Raw genomic sequence first — 24,608 nt, forward strand, 5'->3', positions numbered from 1 at the left:
ATGCTGGCGCGATTTTAAGCCGCCCCGCGATTATATTTATGCTTATAATCGATAGGCGAGAGGCCGGTTATCTTTTTAAATACCGTGCGGAAGGTTTTTACATCAACGTAACCAATATCATACATCACCTCGTTAATATTTTTACGGGTGTTCTCCAGGTCTTTTTTTGCGGCTTCAATTTTTACCCGCTGAATGTATTCGGCAGGCGTGTTGTTGGTAGCTTTTTTAAACCTGCGTGCGAAATGACGCGTGCCTATGGCAAATTTAGACGCCAGTTCTTCAACAGATATCTTTTCGGTCAGGTTTTGCTCAATAAATTCCTGCGCTTTGCGGATGGGCTCGTCCTCATGCTTTTTCTGCCCGTTAAACATGATGAACGGCGATTGCGTTTTACGGTCTATCTCTATGGCGAAGAATTTCGAAGCACGGATAGCAAGCTCGCGACCGGTATATTTTTCTATCAGGTGCAGCAGCAGGTTCCAGTACGAGCTGGCACCGCCGCTTGAGTACAGGCCATCAATTTCGGTAACAATACTGCCATCGGCCACGGTCACTGTCGGGAACATCTGGCGGAAACTATCGGCAAACAACCAATGGGTTGAACACTCCTTACCATCCAGCAAGCCGGTAGATGCCATCAGGAACGCGCCAAGGCATAACGAAGCTACCTCCGCACCATTGTTATATTGCTCGCGTATCCAGGGCAAAAAATCTTTGTTTACTTCCAGCGCATGTTGCATATCGCCAAACAGCGCGGGGATAATAACCAGGTCGGTTTTCTTTACCTCGCTGCATAGCTTATCAGTATTAACCGCAAAGGTGCCGCCGTTTAACGGTATCTGTTTGGCCAGGCCCACCAGTTCAACATCAAAAGCGGGCTCTTTACCGGCTTCCTGTAAAAAATGGTTAATGGTGGTTAACATGTAGCGCGGATCGACAATGGCCGGCGCCACAGCTTCAAACGGTACTAGTATTGATACGTGTTTCATTGTTTTTTGTGAGTGCGTGTTACATCAAATTTAACCAATTACTTTTTACAATTAATAGCTGTGGGTGCTAAAGTCGCATTTAAACCCTAAACATGTCCTGATTGCACGTTACCTGTTGTGTGGTACCGGGCTACATTTGTATCAGTAAAAACAACAATCACTTTAAAACATAATCAACATGAAAACAACAAAAATTTTATTCTGGGTTTTTAACGGCTTGTTTGCCTTTATGATGTTAGGCTCGGCCATACCCGACGCTTTGGTGCAGGACCTTGCCGTAAAAGGTATGCACGAAGGGCTCGGTTATCCTATTTACTTTATTCCGTTTATTGGTGTGGCCAAAATACTGGGTGTAATAGCTATTCTTATCCCCGGCTATCCGCGTATTAAAGAGTGGGCTTATGCCGGCCTGATGTTCGACCTGATAGGGGCCACCTATTCACTTTTTGCCGCGCCGCCTGAAAAACTGGAAGGATCGCCTTTCTTTATGTTTATCCCCTTAACAGTTGGTGTGTTGGCCTACATCTGGTATCGCAAAAAAATAGCAGGCACAGCCGCCGCCAACTTAAATTAATAAGCTAAGCCCGTAATGCGCAAACTCATTGTATCTATAAACGTAACGCTTGACGGCTATATGGCGGGGCCGAACTGTGAGCTTGACTGGCATTTTCAAAGCTGGACGAGCGAAATGGCCCGTGCCCAGTGCGACCAATTAAGCCGGGCCGATACTATATTACTTGGGGCGGTAACTTACCGGGCTATGGCCGCTTACTGGCCAGCCGTAACTGGTAACGGGGCTTTCCCACGGGATGATTACGCGTTTGCTGATATGATGAACCGTTATCAGAAGATAGTTTATTCGCGCTCCATGAATATGTTGGCTTGGGATAACTCGAGCCTGATCAGCGGAAACCTGCGCAAAGAGGTGCTGCAGATGAAGAAACAGGCAGGGAAAGATATTATGGTTTATGGCAGCGGCAGGCTGGTAGGTGCGCTGATGAATTATGAGCTTGTGGATAAATATGTGTTATGGATGCACCCGGTTGTGTTGGGTAAAGGTAAGCCCTTGTTTAAGCAAGTAAAGGATAGGCTGAACATGCGTTTGGATAAGGTGGAGCAGTTTGCTTCGGGCGTTGTAATAATGCATTATAGCCCGGCTTAAAGGGCTTGGCATTAATCTTGTTTTATAGTTATGATATAAAACTTGAACTATGCAACTATCAGATGATGAATTTCGCGAGGAGTATAAGCCCTTGCACATTCCGGCAAGCTATTTTGCCGAAGATACACAGGAAAACAAGGTTATTTACGCGCTTGCCCAGTTAGGCGAAGGCACGGCGCCCCAGGTTATTAATAAACTGGAAGAGCTTGAACCCGGCCTTAAAAGCGACGCGCTTATCGTTTTTACTAAACAGGTGCTCAAAAATTTGTACGATAAAGGTTTGCTGAAAGGAGAGGAGCTGCATGGCGAAATGCATTATAACCTGAGCAAAATTACCGAATCAAACGACCACGACGGCGGTGTAAACCCCGATAAACTGGCGCCGGGTTTGGATTAAATTAAAAGAGCGATCAGGTTTATTGATCGCTCTTTCTGTTTATACCTCCGGCTGCTTTTTAATTGGCAGGCGCTTACCGTAGGTTAACTGTCGCCATATCCATTCCACCGGTCCGTAGTTATAATGTTTAAGCCACCATTTGCTTACAAATATCTGTATCACAAAAATCAATACCGCTGCGCCAAAATAAACCCAAAACGGCTTGGTATTAAAAATCCCGAAGCCCACATTTAAAAACAGGAACCAGGCCAGTACGTTTTGCACCATGTAATTGGTTAAAGTCATTTTGCCCATATATTGCATGGCGTTAAAAAAGCCTTTTAACCGCCCGTTAACATATATCCAGCAAATGCCGGTAAGTATCATCATCATGGTGCCAAATATGGCCCAGTAAAAAGGTTTGAAATAGGTTAGTGCGGGCGATTTATATTGAAACATCATCCCCACACCAACGCTGGTAATAATACCGAAGGCAAGACTGCTGAAAAAGACAATTTTAAGGGGCTTTTTCAGCTCATGAAGCCGATTAAAGATGTCGAACTTCTGCGCAGCAAAGCCCAGCAACATGCAGGCAAACATCATTACGTGCACATTAACGGCATACGATGGGTAAAGCACTTCCATAAAATAGGTACCCTTTAAATGCGCCGCGAAAATATCAAGCGGGGTATGGCTGTATAGTTGCGGCAGGTAGTATTTATCTACCGCGGCCTGGTAATCATAAGGAATAAAATGGCTCACCGCGGCTACTATAAATGGCAGCGCAACCAACAGCGCAACGGCCAGCCTTAAAGCTGTTTTGCCCGAGCATTTGTAAAACAACATGAGTATTAAACCCAGTATAGCGTAATCCTTCAAAATATCGCCAAACCAAAATGCCGAGTTAACCAAAGCTATCACCAAAAGCCAAAACATCCGCCTGCTAAAAAACGCGATGGGGCTTTTGCCTTTAGCAGCAATGTTATCCATCACCACGGCAAAGCCATAGCCAAACAGAAGGCTAAGCATGGTCCATGATTTGGCAGCGAAGAAGGCCTGGTGAACGCCCTGCAATATTTGCGAGACGAGATCGGGATTGTGTTTAACGGGTTTGCCAAAATAATAGTAATCAGTATAGTTACCAATTACTACGCCCAGTATGGCCCAGCCGCGTAATATATCAACAATAGCGGTGCGTTTGCTATCGGCAATAGGTTTTGCAGTTTCTGTTTGCATGGTTGCGATATCAGTTAATGGTGGTTTAAATATAGATAATTTTTTAAGGGGATTGTTACAATGGCTATAGCTATAAGTATATTAGTGAGGCTTTATTTGGTGGCCGATAAGAATGAAAAAACTTGGTGTTTTATTGCTGATTGTTTGTTTAACTCCAATTACAGCCGGGGTATACGGAGTTTTGCATGATCAGTTCACATATACTATCTGTGACGAATATTATACGCGTTTCAAATTTTTTCAGTTCGGAATAGCCGACGAATCCAATGTAGCAGGTCTCGCTCTAGTGCCTAACCCGCGTTTGTGGGTAGCGGTTGTCGGCTTTCTGGCGACGTGGTGGGTAGGCGCCGTTTTGGGCCTGTTTATGGGTTTCACAGGTTTGATACACAAGGATGCCGGGACAATGTGGCTACGCGCGCGCAACGCTGTTTTGCTAACGCTTGCAATTACGGCTATGGCAGGTTTAGCGGGGCTGATATATGGTTATGCTTGCCTGTCGTTAGGTCACGTAAATTGGCATTTGCCACCGGGTTTAGTCAATAGAAGAGCATTTATTGCCGTAGGGTCAATGCATAATTGGGGATATGCGGGTAGCGCGATAGGGGCTGCTGTTGGTCTAGTGTACCAGGTGGTAAAGGCGTTACCAGATAGCCGGTTATTGAAAATACTTCGACGGAAAGCTTAGTGCACCGCGTCTACCTTACAAAACTTCAAGCCCACCACACCGCCAATTATCATCAGTATAAAAAACACTTCGGCCCATGATATGCTTTCGCGGAAGAATATGGTATCGGTAATTTTGAGGATGATGATGCTGGCGCCAGTCCAGGCGGCAAAGGCTATAGCGGTAGGTATTTGTTTTATAGCCAGCGAAAAGAACCAGGCATTGCCCAAACCAAAAAGCAGGTAGCCGGTGATGGGAGCCATCTTCAGCAAACCCTCGGGCGTGTAAAAGTTTTGCCAGGTGATGAGCTTCAGATCGCTAAGCCTGAAAAGCTTAACGCTGTAGGTCCAGGCGGCCTCTATAATGGCGGCAATAATAATATATATCCAGGCCAAATAAACAAATTTAACTTTTGGCAAGTTAAGGCATACGTGTTATGCAGATGTTTAAAATAAGTTAAGGTTTAGTCACCACAAGCCCACTAAACCCGGCTTAAATTTGCCTGTAGCGCAATACTGTCAAAACTGTGCCACCAAAAAAGTTATCTGTCTGATAACAACGCTTGTAGCCTGCTACACCAAGTGTAGCACTGTAGCGTGCTACGCATAAGCCGCTACACTTACAACAGTTTCACATCGCTCATGTGCCTGCCAAAATGGAAGCTGAGCATGAGTTCGTGTGTGGTAAAACTCACGCCATTTAAATTGCCCGATGTGGTGTTAAAGCGGTAACTGTATCCCAAAGTAAGCGGGTTGAATTTTACGGTCATAATGGCCGCGGCCTCTTTGTTGGTGCGGTAGTTGGCACCCACACCCAGGGTGTTTTTGAGGTACATTGTTGCAGATAGATCGGCAATGCCTGTTATGCCGCGGGTATAGGCATATAAAAAAGCGGGCTTAAAGCGCACGTCGTCATCATCAGTACCGGTAAGGTATGCCCCCGAAAAGTAGTAGTGGTTCCTGAAGAAAACGTTATCCTCCGCCGAGCCATTACCCAACGACCGTATGCTGATCTCGGGCACCGAAACGCCGAAATAAAATTGTTTGGTGTAGTACATCACGCCAAAACCAATATTTGGTTGTAATTCGCGGTAATCTGTGCTGAAGGTAGGGTCAAGCGGGTCAAGTTGCGAGTAATTGGCCACATACCTGCGCAATCCCAAATTAAGCGAAACTGCCAGATATCCCTCCGGCGAAAGTTGCAAGCCTTTGGCAAAATAGCCATTAACAGCGGTTTGGTGCTCAACAGCCAGCTTATCATCCATAACGATAAGACCGGTAGCAGCGCGCATTTGTTCCAAAGGTATAGCGCTGCTGAGCAATAGGGTAGTAGGGGCGCCTTCAATGCCAGTCCACTGCTTGCGGTATATGCTGCTGATGGAGCCGTTCCTGTCCAATAACGAATAGTTATGGTTAACCGGCGTAAGATTATTCATGTATTGCGAGTAAGTGAAAAACTGTTGTGCGTTAACTTTTTGGGTAAACGCAAAACTCATTAGCACTAAAGCAAAAGTAAGTTTGATGTGGGTATTAATAGTCATAATAGGGGCGATGACAGGTTTGCGGCTATCAACCTGAGGCGAAGGTAATTATAATATGTTACACTAAACACAGTATAAACCCGCATTAAGGTGGACAACGCAAGGACAATATAATTATTAACGAATTAGGCTAACAAAGCCTGTAAGCGGCTTGTTACGGGCTCCTGCCTTTATAACGTAGTAAAAAACTCCCGTTGGCACAGGCGTGTTTTTATATCTGCCATCCCAGGCTTTGTAAATGCCCTTTGAGTAATAAATCCGTGCGCCATAGCGGTTATATATGCTCACTTCGGCTTGCGGGTAATAGTGTATATTTTCAATGTCCCAAAGGTCATTAACGCCATCATTATTTGGTGTGAATGTATTTACAACTTTAGGTAAATGCAAAACGTTTACTTTAACGTTGGCGGTGTAATTGCAGCTCCCGTTGTCGATGGTTATAGTATAATCGGTAGTTTCCGCAGGTTTTGCTGTAGGGTAAGGGGAATCTGTTCTGTCCAGTCCGGTTGAGGGTGTCCATGTGTAAGTTAAATTAGTACCGGTGTAGTGGGGCCTTAAAGCTATACTTTCGCCATAGTTTACATCAACCTCCATGTTATCAGCCAACGGGCTTTCTAAAACATTTATAGTTTGTGTAATTGTAGCCTGGCAGTTTGTTTGTTGTGAAACATAAGTGTAAGTTATCGTATTTATCCCCGGTCCGGCTTTGGCGGGGTTAAACATGCCAGAGTTATCAATGCCCTTGCCGCTATAAAAACCATTACCCAAAACACCTGATACCTCCCGCGCTTGAGTGATATTAAAAGGTGAGGTATTAATACACACGGGCGGTATAGCGTCAAATTGAAGGTGCGGTATGTCGCCTATTATCACATTAACGTCGATAATCTTGAAGTTTTGGCAACCTGTACTGTAAGTAACTGTTAAGCTAACGGGATATAAACCGCTTTTTGTAAAGGTGTGCGTTGGGTTTTGTAACGCCGATATGTTTTGATCTGCCGGGCTATCGGCATCGCCAAAATCCCAATGCCAGCTGGTAATTTTATTGCTACCCGGATCAGTACGATCCTCAAAAAAAACCTCATCAGGGCAAGCGGGGGTTTGTGTTCGAAAATCGACTGCAGGCACAGGGTTCACTAAGAAGTCATATTCAATTTGTTTTGCGCCGGCACTGCAGCTCCCGTTTTGCTGATAGGTAATATCAACGGTAATATGGTGTATACCCGGTTGTTGATAAGCAGCCGTACGTGGAAATGAGTATTCATAGGCGGCATTTCCGTTAAGTGTTACTACAGTAGGCGATGGGGTGGGTTGTAATGTGGCCTGTTCATTTTTATCCATCTGCCACGTTATGGATGATGCCAGGTAAGGTACCGTGAGTTTAAATGAAAAGTCCTCATTTACACACGCCAAATCAATCGCGGAACCATCACTTGTTTTTATACCCGATAACTTTTGCCAAACAGCCAGGTTAGTGCCGGCGGAGTACGCGTATGACTCCACATTGCCAAAACCATAGGCGGTTGCATTAAAACCTTCATCGGCGGTTAAAGTAAACGTGTTGCCGGCGTAGCTGTTTAGGTTAAGCTGCAGGTACGAATAATCAGGCCTGTTGGGTACTTGCGTGAACCCGTTAGCCGGGGCGTTTCCATTTATCCTGAAACTGGCACCGGCGCTTGCTTTAATGAAAACGTTAATATACTGCTCGGTAATATTTTCTTTGGTGGAAGAGTACACCGTTATGTTTTTTATGTTAAACTCAATAGGGTTTAGTATCAGCATATCTGGGTCGCTGTAACTTTGCGCATTAACATCGCTGGTGGCAATGGTTTTATTGCAGGGCTGGCTTAGCGCGTATTGGGCAACACAAACCGGTTTGCTTGCGGTGATTATAGCTACTTTGGTAAGCGGTTCGGGGCTTGTATAATACTCGCCTTCGTTAAGTGTAGCTACCTGCTGTCCTCCAATGGTCACAGTGGTACCTGCTTCTTTGGCCAATATCCGCACAAACTGTCCTGCTGTTCGTACCGGTTGCGAAAAAGCGGGGCTGTAAGTACTTAAGGGAATAAAGCCATAAGATGACCCCCAGCTTTCAACAGGATAATTTTGCTGAAATAAAGGATCTAATGACTGAGGCGTACACAAATTACGGCCTAAAGCCACGCCAGTACTACCTGTAAATAAAGCAAACCTGCTGCAGGCCGCTGTTTGATCAATAGTGACCGAAATGCCTGTAAGGTCCTCATCTGACAGGTACTCATATACATCCCCCGCTTTGCTAAGCAGTACACCACCCGCAACCAATTCGGTATTGCCTTTTTTAATGAATATGCGGGTATTGTCCTCGGTTGCTATAGCAGTCAGGTAGTTCTGGCCTTCATTATTATCCTGTTGGTAATTTATACTGTAGTATTGACGACCCAATGCTTCCACCGGTAAAATAAGGCTTGCCGCCGATCGCTGGCCGGCGAATATATGCGCGTATACAACAACAGGTGGTTCGCCCTGGTCAACCAATAAGTGTATAGCTTTATTTGAAAGTACAGTGCCACCCTCAGTTTTCTTAATGTAGGCCGCATCGCGGGGGATCTTAACCTCTGTTACCGTATTAGGTAAAACAGTGAATGGCTGAGAAAACGTACCTGCAGTTATTTTGCCCGATGATGCGCGGGAGCTTGTTATAAAAATGCTGAAATTGGGTAATAAAGGCTCAAATTTTGAATCGGGCGCCGACTCGTGAGTAGGGAAAGCGGCCCAAAATTCGGTGCCTTCATTTGAGCTCGTTTGTGCATTGCTTTTATTAATAAATAGCGCCGACCAACAAGCCAACACCACTAAAAATAAATAACAAGGTCTGTTCATCACACACGGTTCAGGTATACGAATATTGTAAAAAATACTTACAAAACATAGCTATTGTCCCGTCAATTTTTAAAACAAAAAAGCCTCGCTGTGTAACAGCGAGGCTTTGGTGCTCCCGACGAGATTCGAACTCATATCGATGGTACCGGAAACGGCAAAAATTCCTTTTTTCTGTTTGTTTGAAAATCTATCGTTCTTTTCTTAAAATGTGCATTTTTGATAGTAAAAACAAATGTTTTTTTTATGAAAAAACTGGTTTTGTTTGTTTAGTTCGACATCAAAAATTGACGAATTTCTTTGGAATGTTTTACAAATATTGTACAAGGTAGGATAGTGATGGCAAGATTCTTCGATTCGTTAATAATATAATTTGCTGGCGGAGGTTTAATGAAAATCAAGGGTTGACCACAATACCAACCTCGCTATTACTAAACCTGCTGGAACTTTTTTGGTTTTATGCCGAAATGCGCTTCAAATACCCTGGAAAAGTGACTTAAATTAGTAAACCCCAGTTGATATCCAACCTCTGAAACAGCTAAATGTTTTTGTTTCAACAGGTCCGCTGCCACTTGCATTTTTGAGTACTGATAATATTCAAATACCCCTTTTCCAAAAGTTTGCTTAAATAGCTTTCGCATCTTAGGTTCGCTCATACCTGCCTCAAAAGCTAAACGCGCGATGTTTGGCGGCTCATGAATCTCGGCTAATAGCTTTGATTTAATATTATAGATAGCTTTGATGTCTTTGATATGCATATTGCTTGCCGGTACAGCATCCCTTTGCAGTAGTACCGAGAAAACGAGACACAATAATTCCTCACATTTTAGTTGATAATAACGGCTTTCCAGGCTTTGCGGTACTGTTTGATGAATAAGCCCGCTGGCCGTTTGGATCATTTCGGGTGAAATAAAGGTTTCGTAAATAAAATTTTCATGAGTTTCTAATATACTGACAGTTATTGGATGGTCTAAAATGCCAATGAGTTCACGCAGGTATTTGCGTGAAACAGCTATTGTTACGCTGCCAAAAACGGTATTAAAGAGCATTTCGATAATAGAGGAAACTGCGTGCCTGCAAATCATCACGAGCGGCTGCTCATGGGTTAACTTGTCATCACTTTTAATTAGCGAAGGGAAGATCCCGCTTAACAGAAAAACGATATCATCTTGCCCTTCGGCGAGTTTGTTCGTCCGCTCGATAACTATTTCATTCTTTAAATAGTAATGCCTGATCATCATCCGCAGATCGTCGCCCCAGTTAAAGCCCGTAATAAAGCCTCCCCCTTTACTTTCCGGGATGTATATAAACCTCCCATCTATCGTAGCGCCGATAGTTCTGGCAAACTGGTGGAAGACCCCTTGCCCTTCATCTGTAATAGATATTTTCATTTTCGACTATTAATAGCTCATTTGTGGCTATTTTAGTCTTACGGACCGGAACCGCAAATTCTATCCATTGAACTACGGGAGTTAACTTTTTTTGATCTTTATATACAAGGGATCAACGTGTGATTCATATTTAAAGAAATTATATCGATGGTTGAGAATATTATTTTAGCTTAAAATACTGATAATCAATCTATTGTGAATATTTCTATTGTTTTACAAATGTTCTAAATTATATTTCTAAAGATCTGACTATCAGTTATTTAATATATCTGATTTTTAGTACCGGAAACGGCGAAAATTCCTTTTTTCTGTTTGTTTGAAAATCTCCCGTTCTTTTCTTAAAATGTGCATTTTTTGATAGTAAAAACATGTTTTTTTTGAAGAAAAAGCTGATTTTGTTTGTTTAGTTCGACATCAAAAATTGACGAATTTCCCTACTATGTTTTACAAATATTGTACAGCAAAGAGATAATCTAATAAATTTTCACCAGATATTAATGGACTAAGGTTTAGATGCCACATCCACTCCATACAAAGCCATCTCTAAACTCTTATCCAGATTGTATATATCGTCGTAGAGTATAAATTCTCCTTCGATCACGGCACATGTTAAATAAGTTATCTTAACGGGTAGTAATGCTGTTAAATTAAACGTTTGCGTTTTTTGACTTGTTAGATTTTTATTTAACGCGAATATCTTATCAGCGTTGTCATCGTTCCTTAGCATCAACATAGCAAGTTTGTCCGCACGCTCAACACGTATGCAACCATGACTTAGCGCGCGGTTTTTCTTCATAAATATGCTTTTTTCAGGCGTGTCATGTATGTAAATATTATATGTATTTGCAAAACGAAATGCTATAGCCCCTAATGCATTATATCCAGCGGATTGTATTGCGTAATAGTCTTTCGGTTTTTCCCTTATTCTTTTTAGGCTTTGAGTATTAATTTTGACAGTATTACTGTCTTTGTAATAAATAATAAATTTATTCTTATCGAAGTAAGTTGAATCAACGAAGGCCTTTTTCAGTAATTCTTCTGCAAATATTTGCTGCGGTACCCGCCACTCAGGCAAAGTTGTAAAATGACTGATATTACCTGAAAGTGTGGGCGTTGGTGATGTTGATTTTCCTACAATTACCTTAAATAAATAGGTCGTATCGGGTTGATGGAACATCAACGTGTATGACGGGATGTTTACATGGATGTATGTAGGATCATTAATATTTGCCCAACGCATGCGTTCCATATTAATAGCCAGTTTGCGTATAGTGCTTTCCGGCACTTCATAACAATCTCCATCGTATCTGCCTTTTAACAACACCATATGATTTAACATGTCCAGGTATTCTTTTGATAAAGGTTGCACGGCCGCTATGGCAGGCATAACGTCCTTTTGTTTTAGCGCTTTTTCCAAAATATCGCCCGAATCAAAACCATTAATACCAGCGTCAATCACCTTTTTAGAGTAGTAGGGATTTAATTTGCCGTAATGCAAGTTGTTCATTAAATTAATGATCGCGTCTGTCAATAGTATATCATACCGCGCCTGGATCTTAAGATCTACTTTATCCGGGGTATCCAAAATATCATGGAGAAGAGTATACGTTAACTCTTGTGGATGATAATCAGCATGAAATAAGCCGTATTGTATTACACAATCGAGCATAAGCATTGCTTGCCAGGCATGACCATAACCTGGCTGATTCATTATCCAGGCTGGTTTAAATATTTGTCGTTCGTAAAAACGTTTAACTGTTTTGGGGTAATATAATCCGGTTATTGTTTTAGCTGTAAGCTGTTTTTTTATTTCGTCCGAAATAGGACTCTCTGTTGGTCGGGCAACCAGAGTATCAAATGTAAAAGTTAAAATAAAAACTGTGATCAGTACCTTGATGCGCTTTTTCATGACAGCTATTGTTGGTCATCATAAAATTGCATTCAAACACCCGTTTAAAGAATGATGTCAGGCAATGTGATTAATGACGCATGTCACATTTTCTACATATGCTCAAATAGCCATTTGAAAGGTTTAAACCTGGCTGCTGGCTTCAGCCCGAATTTTTTGATGCTTTTTTCGGCGATCATATTTACTGCTTCGTCTATGTCGTCAGTGATCAAAAAAAGCTGTGTATCAGCTACGCTTATAGTAGCATTGTTTTTCATCACGTTTAGATATTCGATCAGATCACGGTGATACTCTTCGCCAAATATGATGATCGGGAAATCTTTTATTTTTCGTGTTTGGATCAATGTTAAAGCCTCAAAAAACTCATCCATAGTTCCATAGCCACCTGGCATTACCACAAACGCGAATGAATATTTTACCAGTAAAACTTTCCGTAAAAAAAAGTGACGCATGTAAACCCACTTGTCCAGGTAAGGATTTGGTTGTTGTTCAACGGGCAATTTTATGTTGCAGCCAACAGAACGGCCATTAACATCCTTAGCGCCTCTGTTAGCCGCTTCCATAAGGCCCGGTCCGCCGCCTGTGATTATTGTAAATCCCAGCTGCGCGAATGCGGCAGATGCTTTCCGAGTCAATTCGTAATAAGGATGATCTTCCTTAAACCGAGCCGAGCCGAAAACGGTGATGCATGGGCCTAAAAAGTGTAAACTCCTTAGCCCATGCATCAGATCGGCCATTGTTTCAAATAAAAATTTTAACTCTTTGAAACGTGACTGAGGGCCGTCTAAAAACTGTATGTCAGCGTTGTTTATCATTATGGTTTTGCAATTTCTAAAACAACCCTACCTTCAATTTCTCCTTTTTTCATTTCGTTAAATACCTCGTTTATGTTTTCTAGTTGGGTGGTATGCACAGTAGCTTTTACCTTGCCTTCCACAGCAAATTCAATAGCTTCCTGCATATCTTTCCGTGTGCCGACTATGGATCCTCTGACGGTATATCTGTTGAGTACTGTTTCAAATATGGGCAGATCAAAGCTGCCTTTTGGTAAACCATTCAAGGCGATTGTACCTTTACGCCGTAAAGTAGAGATGCCTTGTTTAAATGCTATTGGCGATGGCGCGGTAACAAGCACGCCGTGCATACCACCGGTTTGTTTCTTTAAAAATTCTCCCGGATCTTGCTCTTTTGCGTTAACCGTTAATTCTGCACCGAGTGTTTTAGCTAAGGTTAGTTTATCATCAGCTACATCAATAGCAGCCACATGCAAACCCATGGCTTTAGCGTATTGAACTGCAAGATGACCAAGACCACCAATGCCGGATACAGCAACCCATTCTCCTGGTTTAGCTTCAGTTTCCTTTAAACCCTTATATACAGTTACACCCGCACAAATAATTGGCGCGATTTGAGTAAAGTTAATATGGGATGGAAAACGCGCCACATACCTTGAATCCGCCACTAAATACTCTGCAAAACCACCGTCGACACTGTAACCACCGTTTTGCTGCGTATCACAAAGGGTTTCCCATCCGGTTATGCAAAACTCGCAACAGCCGCAAGCACTATATAACCAGGGTACTCCAACTATATCTCCTTCCTTCACATTTTTTACGCCGCGGCCCAGCGCTGCTACATAACCCACGGCTTCATGGCCCGGTATTAACGGCATTTTAGCTTGTACGGGCCAGTCGCCTTCGCAGGCATGCAGATCAGTATGGCATACGCCACAAGCAATTACTTTCACCAAAATTTGATTTTCGCCGGGTTCTTTCACCGGCATTTCTTCTATCTGCAACGGCTGTCCAAACTGATGGATAACCGCTGCTTTCATTTTTTTAGGGATCATATTTTTATTGGTTAATTTATGATGTAAAGTTTGACTCAAATCATCGCATAAAAAATGATGGCTGTCATCTAAATAAGTGATGTGTTTTTGTTGACGTGGCACTGGAAAAAATGATCTCCATCACTTTTTGGGATGAAAAAAATTATATTTCATGTTATGTATATTCTTGATATTTGTTCTGTTATCACAATCACTTATAATTAACCTATGGAAAACGCTGCCCTTTTAAAGGCCATTATTGAAAATGCTATTGATGGGATAATTACCATTGATGACCGGGGGAAAGTTGAGTCCATGAATCCGGCCGCTTGCAGATTGTTTTTGTATGCGCCTGAAGAAGTGATCGGTAACAACGTATCGATGTTAATGCCGCCGCCTGATAAAGAGCGTCATGATGAATACATAGGCCGTTATCAACGAACCGGTGAGCCTCATATAATCGGCACAGGCCGGGAAGTGACCGGTTTAAAAAAAGACGGCACACGTTTTCCGTTTAGATTGGCGGTAAGCGAGGTGCAGTTTTCGGGCCGTAAGATATACACTGGTTTTATTCATGATCTGACTTTACAGAAAGAAGCCGAAGAACAGTTAAAAGACTATGCGGTCCATTTAGAGGAACTTGTGGAGGAGCGTACCTTATCATTAAAGCGTTCGGTGGAAGACTTAATGGTTGCCAAAGAAGAAGTGAGTATGTCTTTGGAGAAAGAGAAAGAATTAGGGCAGTTAAAAAGCAGGTTCGTATCCATGGCATCTCATGAGTTTCGTACGCCGTTAAGTGCTATTCAATTGTCTTCGTCTTTAATTGATAAATACGCTGCACCGTTTGACAATCCAAATATTCGCAAACACGTTGCGCGCATTAAAAACGCTGTGGGCAATCTCACTACTATCTTAAATGATTTTCTGTCGCTTGAAAAATTAGAGGCAGGTAAAGTAGAGCCCTCTTTTCATAGTTTTGACCTGGTTAAGCTAGCCGAAGAAATTACAGAAGAGATGCAACTCATAGCCAAACAGGATCAAAACATAATTTACCAGCACACGGGGGTAAGCAGCGTAATTACGCTTGACCAGAATTTATTAAAGAATTGCATTATCAACCTGATTGCTAATGCCATAAAGTATTCGGGCGAGAACACGTTTATAGAGTTTAATACAGAACTTACAGATACCCAATGTATAGTTACAGTAAAAGATAATGGGATAGGAATACCAGAATCTGATCAGAAACATTTATTTGAAGCTTTTTTCAGGGCACATAACACCGGTAACATTCCCGGCACAGGTTTAGGATTAAACATTGTAGCCAGGTATGCCGACTTGATGAAAGGAAAAGTAGACTTTAAAAGCACAGTTAACAGAGGCACTTTATTCACAATTTCATTTGGCATAAAATGAGCAAAAAAGTATTGATCATAGAAGATAACAACGATATAAGAGATAATATTGTTGAGATACTGGAGCTTGCAGGGTACACAGTATATGCGGCTAATAATGGCAAAATCGGCGTTGATCTGGCTGCGAAAAACCTGCCTGATATTATTTTATGCGATATAATGATGCCCGAACTTGATGGGTATGGAGTTTTATACATGGTAAACAAAAAGCCGGAAACGGCCGCTATACCATTTGTGTTTTTAACAGCCAAGGCCGAACGTGTTGACCTTCGCAAAGGCATGGAGATGGGAGCAGACGACTATTTGACCAAGCCTTTTGACGATATGGAGCTTTTGAACGCAGTTGAAACCAGGCTGAAGAAAAAAGACCTTCATCAAAGCTTTTACAGCAAATCGCTGGATAATTTAAGTTCACTCATAGCTAAAAACGATGGCTTGGCTGAATTGAAAAAAATAATTAATGAACGAAAAACCCGTCAGTTTAAAAAGAATCAGGTTGTTTATTATGACGGTGATAAAGGTAACGGCGTATACCTGGTATTAAGCGGAAAGATAAAAACCATCAAGATGGCCGAAGATGGCCGCGAGTTGATGACCGGCTTATATTCGGCGGATGAGTATTTAGGTGTTCAGGCCTTACTTTCCAACGAGGTTTATTCTGATACTGCGACAGCATTAGAAGATACTACAGTTTGCGTTATACCACGCGATCAGATTGATCAGTTGATTAATCTATACCCGGACGTTGCACGTGAATTTATCAAAATACTGGCTAACAACATTCGTGAGAAGGAAGAACAGCTTTTGCAGTTAGCTTATCATTCGGTACGCAAAAGAATGGCAGAGGCGCTTGTTAAATTGCATAACCGGCAGGCAACAGATAAATGTGAACTCAAAATATCGCGCGAGGACTTAGCAGCTATGGCCGGTATGGCTACAGAAACGGTGAGCCGCACGCTGTCGGATTTTAAAGAAGAGGGCCTGATAGACAAGAAAGGTAGCAACATCAATATTTTAGATTTTAGCAGGCTTGCTAAAATGAAAAACTGATAAAGGTCATATTTCTTGCTGACCATGCTCATGGTCTGACGCTCAACTTCGCTATAATTTTGTAAGATAAATTATAGCTATATGAAAGTTGTTGCATACAATATAAGGCCTTTTGAAAAGGAATTTCTGGCGAAAGCCAATCAAAAAAAACATGATATAACACTTATAGCTAATCCTTTAGGTGATGATACGGTTGTGTATGCCGAAGGTAAGGACGCTGCTATAGTTTTTACTAATGATGATGTCTCCGCCTCGGTCATATCGAAACTCGCAAAAATTGGCATAAAATATATATTGACCCGGTCTTTAGACACCGGGCATATCGACAAAGAAGCAGCTGCGCTACACGGGATCAAAATTGCTAATATACCTTCATATCCCGCACACCAAACAATCACATTCAATACTTTGGAGGAAGTGGCCAGGCAGGTCATCAAAAACCTTGACCTATGGCAGGCTAACAAATGTGTAGGCGATGCTTGCCAATGCGCTAAAAACTGCAAAGTAGATACGCTTAAAAATTCAAAATCTGCCTGATGGATATCGAGAAAGAACATATTCTGCTTGCCGAGAAGTATAACATTCCTGCGCCACGGTACACCAGTTACCCCACCATGCCTTATTGGGACACCGAAAAATTTAGCCAGCCAGCCTGGGAAAATAGCGTAAAATGGGCTTTTGCCGAAAGTGGTACAGATGGTATCAGCTTATACATCCATTTGCCTTTTTGTGAAGATCTTTGTACCTATTGCGGTTGCAATACGCGTATTACCAAAAATCACACCGTAGAAGTGCCCTATATAAAAGCTGTACTGAAGGAATGGAACATGTACAAGGCAGTAATGGGAGGCAAACCTCTTATTCGTGAGATACATTTGGGAGGAGGTACCCCAACTTTTTTTAGCGCCGAAAATCTGAAGTTTTTGATTAACGGTTTACTAAAAGGCACCAAACTGCATAAACAGGCCGAGTTTGGCTTTGAAGCTCATCCTGGTAATACCACCGATCTGCATTTGCAAACGCTTTATGATGTTGGATTTAGAAGATTGAGCTTGGGCATTCAGGATTTTGACCCGGTGGTGCAGAACATTATCAACCGTAAACAAACCATTGAACAGGTTAGAAATGTCACTTATCACGCCCGCGAGATCGGTTATACGTCGATAAATTATGATTTGATATACGGCTTGCCGCTGCAAAATATAATGGGATTGGTAAACACCATGCACCTGGTATCCGAGTTGCACCCGGATAGAATAGCGTTTTATAGCTACGCGCATGTCCCTTGGGTTAAACCGGGCCAGCGTAAATTTACAGAAGCTGATCTGCCGGATAGCAAAACTAAAAGTAAGTTACGCGAGATAGGCCGTAGTTTGTTAAAAAGCTATGGTTATAAAGATATAGGAATGGATCACTTTGCATTGCCCGATGACTCGCTGTTTACAGCAGAACGTGCCGGCAAATTGCACCGTAATTTTATGGGATATACTGACAATCATACTCAATTATTAGTTGGTTTGGGCGTTTCATCGATAAGCGATGCTTGTTATGCTTTCGCTCAGAATGTGAAAGTAGTAGAAGAGTATATGCAACTAGTAAACAAAGGTGAGTTGCCTATCGCAAAAGGGCATATTTTAACCGGCGATGATCTCATCATCCGAAAGCATATTTTAAATATCATGTGCAAAGGCACCACAACCTGGAACCACCACACCGAACCTTGCACATCGTTGATGGATGGGATCATTCGTTTACAACCCCTGGCAGATGATGGTTTGATTGAGCTCAACTCCAGAGGCCTGAAAGTAACACCTGTTGGAAAACGTTTTTTGCGTAACATATGCATGGCCATTGATAGTAGATTGTGGGATAATAAACCCGATACTCAACTATTTAGCATGGCTGTTTAAAATGGGGATCTTTCGAAAGTTGTAAAATAAAAAGGCCGATAGCGCAGATGCGTCTATCGGCTTTCTCATTGATCAGGGTGTTATTTATAACATAAATACAGCCATCATCACTAAGTGCATTATGATGCTTACTATGAATAAGCCAAGTATAGTGCGTATACCCGCGCCGCTCATGCCCATTACTATGTTAGCAAAAAACAGTGGTAACGTAATTGCCAAAATATAAACCGGCGCGCCGTAATAGAATGTTAGCGCGGCAGGCAAGGGTAAAAAAAGCACGCCCTGTGCAATAAGTGATATCATAAACCACATGGTTTTACTATGCGCCTGGCTATCAATTAGCGCAAGTAATTTTGCATAAGTTGTTGAAGCATTTTTTGTTTTTGTTGGCGCTGTTGTTGTCCAACTTGATTGAGTGTTTATCGTAGTTGCCATGTTTGATAATTTTATACAACAAAAGTGCGTATAGGCACCAAGCTGTACCATGACAAGCAACACTATAGAAAATGATGATGATCACATATTGAATTAGTGACAAATCGTGACGCTTGTTCGGGGCTCGGCCGGACTTAGATAAGCGATATTTAAATGCATACCACGCAAAATAAACCAAAACCCAAGGCATATCATCAGGTAGGGCATAGCCCCGTTTATTTTGCGCCTGATGAGCGGACTAATAAAACCCGATCCGAGTGTGGCTAACAGCATTAAAGGAAGAGTACCCATCCCAAACCAAAACATGTAGCCCGAGGCCGCCAAAGGCGAAGAGGTGTTTACGGCACCCACCAAAGCCAGGTAAACAAAGCCACATGGTAACAAACCATTAAGCATCCCTACAGCAAAATTGCCTGCGCGGTTCTGCAGCGCAAAAACTAAAGCCCGGTTAATTGGCGATAAAAGCAGATTAGCTACTTTGTGATCTTTAAAACTTAGCTTATACAACTTTGAAAAACCGGCCATGATAATAAGCATGCCGCTTAAAAAGCTCACGCCTTGTTGCAGGCCGGCTAACCAGAGTTGTTTACCCACAAACCCAATTACCAGGCCTAATAATGTATACGAAGCTACCCTGCCAATATTATATAAAAGTTTATCGGCAATTATTAATAACCAGTTTGTTTTAAACGAAGGGACAGCCAGCGCTAATGGCCCACACATACCTATGCAATGCACGCTGCCAAATAAGCCCACAAAAAATGCTACGGTATAATTGCTCATTTTATAATTACCTCCTGCATGTAAGTGTAATTTTTATCATTGCTTTTCCAATCTATCACCAGGTGCCATAGGCCCGGCGAGATGTGGTCATCTAATAGCGTCACAGCTTTACTATCGCCGGTAGCTATCTTAAACTCTTTATCGAGTGCTTTATTTGCAGGGCGTATCAACTTAACAATACCTTGCGCCGGGGCGGCAAACGTCAAAGTGATCTTTCGGGAATTTAAAGAGACTAGTGGCTTGGCCAGATCTGTAATAACTTGTTGTTGACGGGCTTGTTCTTTATCGTACGTAAGGCCCTTCTCGTAGTATTGTTTATCAAAATCATCATCCGGAACAGAGAACATCTTAACGCCCATTCCGATGATGAATAGCATGAACAACACCATGCCACCAATAATTCCTTTTCCCCAGTTCATATTTTAATTGCTTGGTCCTACAAAAGCTGTAGTTACGGTTTGTATTATTTTATTGTTTGATACCAGTTGCAGGCGTACATCGGTTTTTGCTGTACGTAGCTTTTTTTGTGGTATGATCACAAAAAACACAGCCTTCCCTTCTTCACCCTTGGCAATTACAACAGGGCGTTGTATATATTTTATTTTTATCGATGGATCTTCTGCTTGGATGGAAATGTTCCTGGTAAAACTTGATTTATTGATCACGTCGGCGTTATATACATTGCTAATGTAACCGCCCGGCTGCTCCTGGTAAAGCATGCCTGCGCCGCGCATTACCGTCATATCCATATCGGCTCGGCTAAAAATGAAATAGCATAGTACAGCCATCATTACTGTTATTACGGCGCTGTAACCCATCATTCTGGTGCTGAATTCGGGTTTCTTATTGCTTTGAATATTATTTTCTGAATAAAAGCCGATGAGGTTATGATCCTTGTGTATCTTATCCATCACCTGGTTACATACATCAATACAGGCAGTGCAGTTTATACATTCCATTTGTGTGCCTTGCCGTATATCGATACCGGTGGGGCAAACATCTACACACAAACCACAATCTATACAGTCGCCTTTTACGGCTGGCGAAGTTGGTTTACGATTTAATTTACCTCTGGGTTCACCACGCAAGTTGTTATAAGCAACAACCAACGTGTTTTTATCAAGCATCACTTCCTGCAGGCGGCCATAGGGGCATATAACTGTGCAAACCAGTTCGCGTACCTGGCTGTAAACCAAATAAAATACAGCGGTAAATACGCAGATACTGGTAAACCCTATCCAATGAAGTTGTACGGGCTCGGTTATTATCTTTAACAGGGCTTCGCTACCAATAACATACGCCAAAAAAGTATTCGCTATTAAAAACGACACGATGATAAACAAGGAATGTTTGGCCGCTTTTTTTAAAGCCTTGTCACGTGTCCATGGTGCCGCATCTAGTTTTTTGCGTTGTCTGGCGTCGCCTTCTACCCATTCTTCGATCTTTCTGAAAACCATTTCCATAAAAATGGTTTGCGGACAGATCCAGCCACAAAATACCCTGCCAAACGCTATCGTAAACAGTACCACACAAACAATAAACACTAATGAGGCAAGTGCGAATAGAAATATATCCTGGGGCCAGAAAACCTGGCCGAGAATGACGAATTGCCTTTCAACAACGTTAAACAACAACAGTGGCTGGCCATTTATGCGCAGAAACGGGCCGGTGAAAAAGAAAAGTAAATACACATAACTTAACCAGGTACGCCATTTGTATAGCGGCCCTTTACGTATAAGTGGATATATCCACTTTCGTTTTCCCGATCCTTCTGCAGCTATCAACCCCTCCATGCCCGTTTTATTTTGACGCCAGCTGTTCGCCGGTCTCTTTTACACCCTGCGGCTCTTTAGCGTTTGCCGGGTTTGTGCCATGCAGCGATGCTACGTAATTTGCTACCTCGGCTATTTGTTTTGGTGATAACTGTTTCTCCCAAGTTGGCATACCCTTAGCGGCAACACCATATTTTATGGTTTTAAACAAATCGGCTATTTTGCCTCCATGCAGCCAAAAATCATCTGTAAGGTTAGGGCCAACAACGCCCTGGCCATTATCGCCATGGCAGGCGGCACAGTTTTGTTTAAATATGCCTTTGCCGGCAGCGAGGGTAGAAGCGTCGGTTTCCAACTTAACGGTAGATTCATCAACCCGGTTAGCGGCTTTACTTAAAAATACTTTTTTGGCGCTATCAGCCAGCGCTACCTCTGTTTTGTATTCATCATCTTGCAATGGTCCTGTTTTAAAAACATGGTAGTTTAGTAAATAGGCAACGCCAAATATCACCGTAGCATAAAACAAATACATGAACCAACCGGGGATAGGATTATCAAGCTCCTCTATATCGTCGTAGGTATGTTCCATCATAAGGTCTTTCTCCTCTGATAGTGGCCTTAGCGATAATAGTTTGTTCCAGACGTCCTGCTTTGATGCCTTAGCTTTTTTTAGAAGTTTGAGTTGCGTCGCTATTTCCTCATCTGTGTAACCTTCGGCCTTTAAAATTATGCGACTAAGTACTTTAAAGGCGCGCAGCATAACCAAGGTTGCAACTATGATAAGCAACAGCAAAAACACAATGGCGGCAAAGCCAATATAGTCCATTAATTTCCCTGTTTCAATTTCGTTTGCTGATGCCCTGGCAGATGGTATAAACAACAATAACGTTCCGGTTAATAATAGTTTATTTTTCATGGCTTGCTGAAATTGTGTTGTCATCGATATGGTCATGTATGGGCAGGTTGCTCATATGGTCGGCATGAGGTTTGGGTAGCCTGATCAACAGTATAAATGCGATAATGAAAAAAAGTAGAAACACGCATAGCGAAAGCAGTAGATAAACCTGGTTACCCTGGATGCTTTCTGTAAATTGCTTAAACATGATGGTAATTATTAATTAGCCGTTTTTGTAGTTTTAATATCTGTACCTAACCGTTGCAGGTAAGCGATTATAGCGATCACCTCCTTGTCGCTTTTAACCTTGATATGATCTTTAGCCAAATTCTCAGCAATGGCTTTAGCTTGTTTATCCAGTTCAGTGTTGGCTGTATTTTCAAAGTCTATAGCGTAAGGAACACCCAATTTGCGCATCGCATTTATTTTGGCCCTAGTAGTGGTAGTATCCAGCGTTTGGGTTAGTAACCAGCTATACTCCGGCATAATGCTTCCGGGCGACATTAATCGTGGGTCCATTAAGTGGTTGTAGTGCCAGGCATTGCCGTATTTGCCGCCTTGGCGGGCCAGGTCGGGGCCGGTACGTTTTGAGCCCCATAAAAATGGATGGTCGTACACAAATTCGCCGGCCTTGCTGTATTCACCGTACCGTTCCGTTTCAGAGCGGAACGGTCTGATAGTTTGCGAATGGCAATTCACACAGCCCTCGCGGATATAAATATCCCGACCTTGTAATTCCAGCGGGGTATAAGGTTTTACGCTGGCTATTGTGGGTATGTTTGATGACACGGTCATCGTCGGCATAATTTCAATAAACGTTCCTATCAAAATAACTATCAGTGCGGCGATCATCATTTGTATCGGTTTACGTTCTAATGCGCGGTGCCAGCCTGCTTCGTTACCATGGTGTGTAACAGGTGCCAGCGGCATGGCTTGAGCGGCTTCGTTGGCAACCAGGCTGCCTTGTTTGGCAGTACGTATCAGGTTATAGGCCATCACTATTACACCCAATAAATACATTGTGCCACCTAATGAGCGCATTACATGCATAGGTAATATGCGTAGTACAGTTTCTAAGAAGTTGGGATACTTGAGCATGCCTTCGGCGGTAAATTCCTTGAGCATCAAGCCTTGAGTAAAACCTGCCCAGTACATCGGGACTGCATAAAACAGAATGCCTAATGTGCCTATCCAAAAATGGAAGGACGCCATTTTTTTAGAATATAACTCCGTTTTATATAGGCGAGGAATTAACCAATACAGCATAGCGAAGGTTAAAAAGCCGTTCCAACCCAATGCACCTACGTGCACGTGCGCAACTATCCAATCGCTAAAGTGGGCTATGCTGTTAATTTGTTTTAGCGACAGCATGGGGCCTTCAAATGTGGCCATACCGTAAGCAGTTAATGCAACCACCATAAACTTCAGGATCACGTCGTCTCTAACTTTATCCCAGGCGCCACGCAGGGTAAGCAGGCCGTTTATCATACCGCCCCAGCTTGGCGCTATCAGCATTATGGAGAAAGCTACTCCCAACGATTGTGCCCAACCCGGTAGCGGGGTATACAACAGGTGGTGCGGACCGGCCCATATATAGATAAATATTAGCGCCCAAAAATGGAGTATACTCAGTTTGTAAGAGTAGATCGGGCGGTTAGCCATTTTAGGCAAAAAGTAATACATCATACCTAAATAGGGGGTAGTAAGGAAAAACGCTACCGCGTTATGGCCATACCACCATTGTACCAGGGCATCCTGCACACCGGCGTAAACCATGTAACTTTTAAAAGCTGATATTGGTAACTCGAACGAATTAACTATGTGCAGCACGGCGATGGTAACGAATGTTGCTATATAGAACCAAATGGCTACATACAGATGCCTTTCGCGGCGTTTAAATATGGTGCCAAACATGTTAACGCCAAATACCACCCAAATTAAGGTTATGGCAATGTCTATAGGCCATTCCAACTCGGCATATTCGTGAGACGTTGTCAGTCCAAGCGGCAGTGTGATCACCGCCGATACTATTATGAGCTGCCATCCCCAAAAGTGAATTTTGCTTAAAGCATCACTAAACATGCGGACCTTAAGCAGGCGTTGTAAGGAATAGTACACGCCCATAAATATGGCGTTGCCCACAAAAGCAAATATTACCGCGTTAGTGTGCAATGGGCGTATGCGGCCAAACGTAGTGTATTGGTTGCCCATGTTCATACCTGGCTTGTAAAGTTGTATTGCTACCAGCAAGCCAACCGTCATGCCAATAATGCCCCAAACAACCGTGGCTATACCAAAGTTGCGGACGATCTTGTTGTCATAGTAAAATTTTTCGGGTTGCATATTTATCTGTTATTGTGCTGGTAAAATTATCGGCGCGTAGCCGTTTGCCGA

The 24,608-nt window shown here is 42.6% G+C and carries 24 protein-coding genes; 8 read left to right on the forward strand and 16 right to left on the reverse strand.

Annotated features, from left to right (window positions below; all coding sequences use genetic code 11):
- Positions 1 to 14: 14 nt before the first annotated feature.
- Positions 15 to 989 (reverse strand): GlxA family transcriptional regulator, encoded by a 975-nt coding sequence (locus AC59JT_RS04010; protein ID WP_497396321.1) that lies wholly within the window; start codon positions 987 to 989, stop codon positions 15 to 17.
- 178 nt (positions 990 to 1,167) lie between these two features.
- Between AC59JT_RS04010 and AC59JT_RS04015 the strand changes: the two genes are divergently transcribed.
- The 3 genes from AC59JT_RS04015 to AC59JT_RS04025 are packed head-to-tail and all read left to right on the forward strand — an operon-like array spanning position 1,168 to position 2,548.
- Positions 1,168 to 1,563 carry a DoxX family protein gene (locus AC59JT_RS04015; RefSeq protein WP_497396322.1) on the forward strand — a complete coding sequence of 132 codons (396 nt, stop codon included), beginning with the start codon at positions 1,168 to 1,170 and terminating at the stop codon, positions 1,561 to 1,563.
- A 15-nt stretch (positions 1,564 to 1,578) separates the two neighbouring features.
- Entirely contained in the window at positions 1,579 to 2,151 is a 573-nt protein-coding gene (locus AC59JT_RS04020; protein ID WP_497396323.1) for a dihydrofolate reductase family protein, read from the forward strand.
- Positions 2,152 to 2,200: 49 nt separating this feature from the next.
- Positions 2,201 to 2,548: a hypothetical protein gene (locus tag AC59JT_RS04025; protein WP_497396324.1), complete on the forward strand. Its 348-nt coding sequence runs from the start codon at positions 2,201 to 2,203 to the stop codon at positions 2,546 to 2,548.
- A gap of 39 nt (positions 2,549 to 2,587) precedes the next feature.
- On the opposite strand, the gene AC59JT_RS04030 is transcribed toward AC59JT_RS04025, so the two are convergent.
- Positions 2,588 to 3,763, reverse strand: coding sequence for a DUF418 domain-containing protein (locus AC59JT_RS04030; protein ID WP_497396325.1), 1,176 nt, complete (start codon positions 3,761 to 3,763; stop codon positions 2,588 to 2,590).
- Positions 3,764 to 3,875: 112 nt separating this feature from the next.
- Here AC59JT_RS04030 and AC59JT_RS04035 point away from each other — a divergent pair, with 112 nt between their 5' ends.
- Positions 3,876 to 4,448: a hypothetical protein gene (locus AC59JT_RS04035; protein ID WP_497396326.1), complete on the forward strand. Its 573-nt coding sequence runs from the start codon at positions 3,876 to 3,878 to the stop codon at positions 4,446 to 4,448.
- On the opposite strand, the gene AC59JT_RS04040 is transcribed toward AC59JT_RS04035, so the two are convergent.
- The 7 genes from AC59JT_RS04040 to adhP form a co-directional block, all read right to left on the reverse strand.
- Positions 4,445 to 4,846 carry a DMT family transporter gene (locus tag AC59JT_RS04040; RefSeq protein ID WP_497396327.1) on the reverse strand — a complete coding sequence of 134 codons (402 nt, stop codon included), beginning with the start codon at positions 4,844 to 4,846 and terminating at the stop codon, positions 4,445 to 4,447. The genes AC59JT_RS04035 and AC59JT_RS04040 overlap by 4 nt on opposite strands.
- A 200-nt stretch (positions 4,847 to 5,046) precedes the next feature.
- Complete coding sequence (locus AC59JT_RS04045; protein WP_497396328.1) at positions 5,047 to 5,967, reverse strand: PorP/SprF family type IX secretion system membrane protein; 921 nt, start codon at positions 5,965 to 5,967, stop codon at positions 5,047 to 5,049.
- A 117-nt stretch (positions 5,968 to 6,084) separates the two neighbouring features.
- Positions 6,085 to 8,829 carry a T9SS type B sorting domain-containing protein gene (locus AC59JT_RS04050; protein WP_497396329.1) on the reverse strand — a complete coding sequence of 915 codons (2,745 nt, stop codon included), beginning with the start codon at positions 8,827 to 8,829 and terminating at the stop codon, positions 6,085 to 6,087.
- A 428-nt stretch (positions 8,830 to 9,257) separates the two neighbouring features.
- A complete protein-coding gene (locus tag AC59JT_RS04055) occupies positions 9,258 to 10,217 on the reverse strand; it encodes a helix-turn-helix transcriptional regulator (protein ID WP_497396330.1) in 960 nt (319 codons plus the stop codon).
- A 502-nt stretch (positions 10,218 to 10,719) separates the two neighbouring features.
- Positions 10,720 to 12,126 (reverse strand): L,D-transpeptidase scaffold domain-containing protein, encoded by a 1,407-nt coding sequence (locus tag AC59JT_RS04060; RefSeq protein ID WP_497396331.1) that lies wholly within the window; start codon positions 12,124 to 12,126, stop codon positions 10,720 to 10,722.
- A 92-nt stretch (positions 12,127 to 12,218) separates the two neighbouring features.
- Positions 12,219 to 12,941 (reverse strand): LOG family protein, encoded by a 723-nt coding sequence (locus AC59JT_RS04065; RefSeq protein ID WP_497396332.1) that lies wholly within the window; start codon positions 12,939 to 12,941, stop codon positions 12,219 to 12,221.
- Positions 12,941 to 13,975 (reverse strand): alcohol dehydrogenase AdhP, encoded by a 1,035-nt coding sequence (adhP, locus tag AC59JT_RS04070; RefSeq protein ID WP_497396333.1) that lies wholly within the window; start codon positions 13,973 to 13,975, stop codon positions 12,941 to 12,943. Before adhP ends, AC59JT_RS04065 begins: the two co-directional genes overlap by 1 nt.
- Before the next feature lie 207 nt (positions 13,976 to 14,182).
- On the opposite strand from adhP, the gene AC59JT_RS04075 reads away from it, so the two are divergent.
- The 4 genes from AC59JT_RS04075 to hemN all read left to right on the forward strand — a co-directional run bounded on the left by AC59JT_RS04075 (position 14,183) and on the right by hemN (position 18,329).
- Complete coding sequence (locus AC59JT_RS04075) at positions 14,183 to 15,370, forward strand: PAS domain-containing sensor histidine kinase (RefSeq protein ID WP_497396334.1); 1,188 nt, start codon at positions 14,183 to 14,185, stop codon at positions 15,368 to 15,370.
- The gene (locus AC59JT_RS04080) at positions 15,367 to 16,419 is read left to right on the forward strand and encodes a response regulator (RefSeq protein WP_497396335.1); all 1,053 of its coding nucleotides are present in this window, start codon (positions 15,367 to 15,369) and stop codon (positions 16,417 to 16,419) included. The genes AC59JT_RS04075 and AC59JT_RS04080 overlap by 4 nt, the downstream gene beginning before the upstream one ends.
- A gap of 81 nt (positions 16,420 to 16,500) precedes the next feature.
- Positions 16,501 to 16,956, forward strand: coding sequence for a lactate dehydrogenase (locus tag AC59JT_RS04085; RefSeq protein WP_497396336.1), 456 nt, complete (start codon positions 16,501 to 16,503; stop codon positions 16,954 to 16,956).
- Positions 16,956 to 18,329 carry an oxygen-independent coproporphyrinogen III oxidase gene (gene hemN, locus AC59JT_RS04090; protein WP_497396337.1) on the forward strand — a complete coding sequence of 458 codons (1,374 nt, stop codon included), beginning with the start codon at positions 16,956 to 16,958 and terminating at the stop codon, positions 18,327 to 18,329. The genes AC59JT_RS04085 and hemN overlap by 1 nt, the downstream gene beginning before the upstream one ends.
- An 84-nt stretch (positions 18,330 to 18,413) precedes the next feature.
- On the opposite strand, the gene AC59JT_RS04095 is transcribed toward hemN, so the two are convergent.
- The 7 genes from AC59JT_RS04095 to ccoN form a co-directional block, all read right to left on the reverse strand.
- Positions 18,414 to 18,764, reverse strand: coding sequence for a hypothetical protein (locus AC59JT_RS04095; protein ID WP_497396338.1), 351 nt, complete (start codon positions 18,762 to 18,764; stop codon positions 18,414 to 18,416).
- A 93-nt stretch (positions 18,765 to 18,857) separates the two neighbouring features.
- Positions 18,858 to 19,547 (reverse strand): sulfite exporter TauE/SafE family protein, encoded by a 690-nt coding sequence (locus tag AC59JT_RS04100; RefSeq protein ID WP_497396339.1) that lies wholly within the window; start codon positions 19,545 to 19,547, stop codon positions 18,858 to 18,860.
- Positions 19,544 to 19,966, reverse strand: a complete 423-nt coding sequence (locus AC59JT_RS04105; RefSeq protein ID WP_497396340.1) for a FixH family protein — start codon at positions 19,964 to 19,966, stop codon at positions 19,544 to 19,546. The genes AC59JT_RS04100 and AC59JT_RS04105 overlap by 4 nt, the downstream gene beginning before the upstream one ends.
- Before the next feature lie 3 nt (positions 19,967 to 19,969).
- The gene (gene ccoG / locus AC59JT_RS04110) at positions 19,970 to 21,340 is read right to left on the reverse strand and encodes a cytochrome c oxidase accessory protein CcoG (protein ID WP_497396341.1); all 1,371 of its coding nucleotides are present in this window, start codon (positions 21,338 to 21,340) and stop codon (positions 19,970 to 19,972) included.
- A gap of 7 nt (positions 21,341 to 21,347) precedes the next feature.
- Positions 21,348 to 22,235 carry a cbb3-type cytochrome c oxidase N-terminal domain-containing protein gene (locus tag AC59JT_RS04115; RefSeq protein WP_497396342.1) on the reverse strand — a complete coding sequence of 296 codons (888 nt, stop codon included), beginning with the start codon at positions 22,233 to 22,235 and terminating at the stop codon, positions 21,348 to 21,350.
- Positions 22,225 to 22,422: a hypothetical protein gene (locus AC59JT_RS04120; protein WP_497396343.1), complete on the reverse strand. Its 198-nt coding sequence runs from the start codon at positions 22,420 to 22,422 to the stop codon at positions 22,225 to 22,227. The genes AC59JT_RS04115 and AC59JT_RS04120 overlap by 11 nt, the downstream gene beginning before the upstream one ends.
- Positions 22,423 to 22,433: 11 nt before the next feature.
- Entirely contained in the window at positions 22,434 to 24,557 is a 2,124-nt protein-coding gene (gene ccoN / locus AC59JT_RS04125) for a cytochrome-c oxidase, cbb3-type subunit I (RefSeq protein ID WP_497396344.1), read from the reverse strand.
- Positions 24,558 to 24,608: the final 51 nt, after the last annotated feature.

Source organism: Mucilaginibacter sp. A3364 (genome assembly GCF_059690715.1).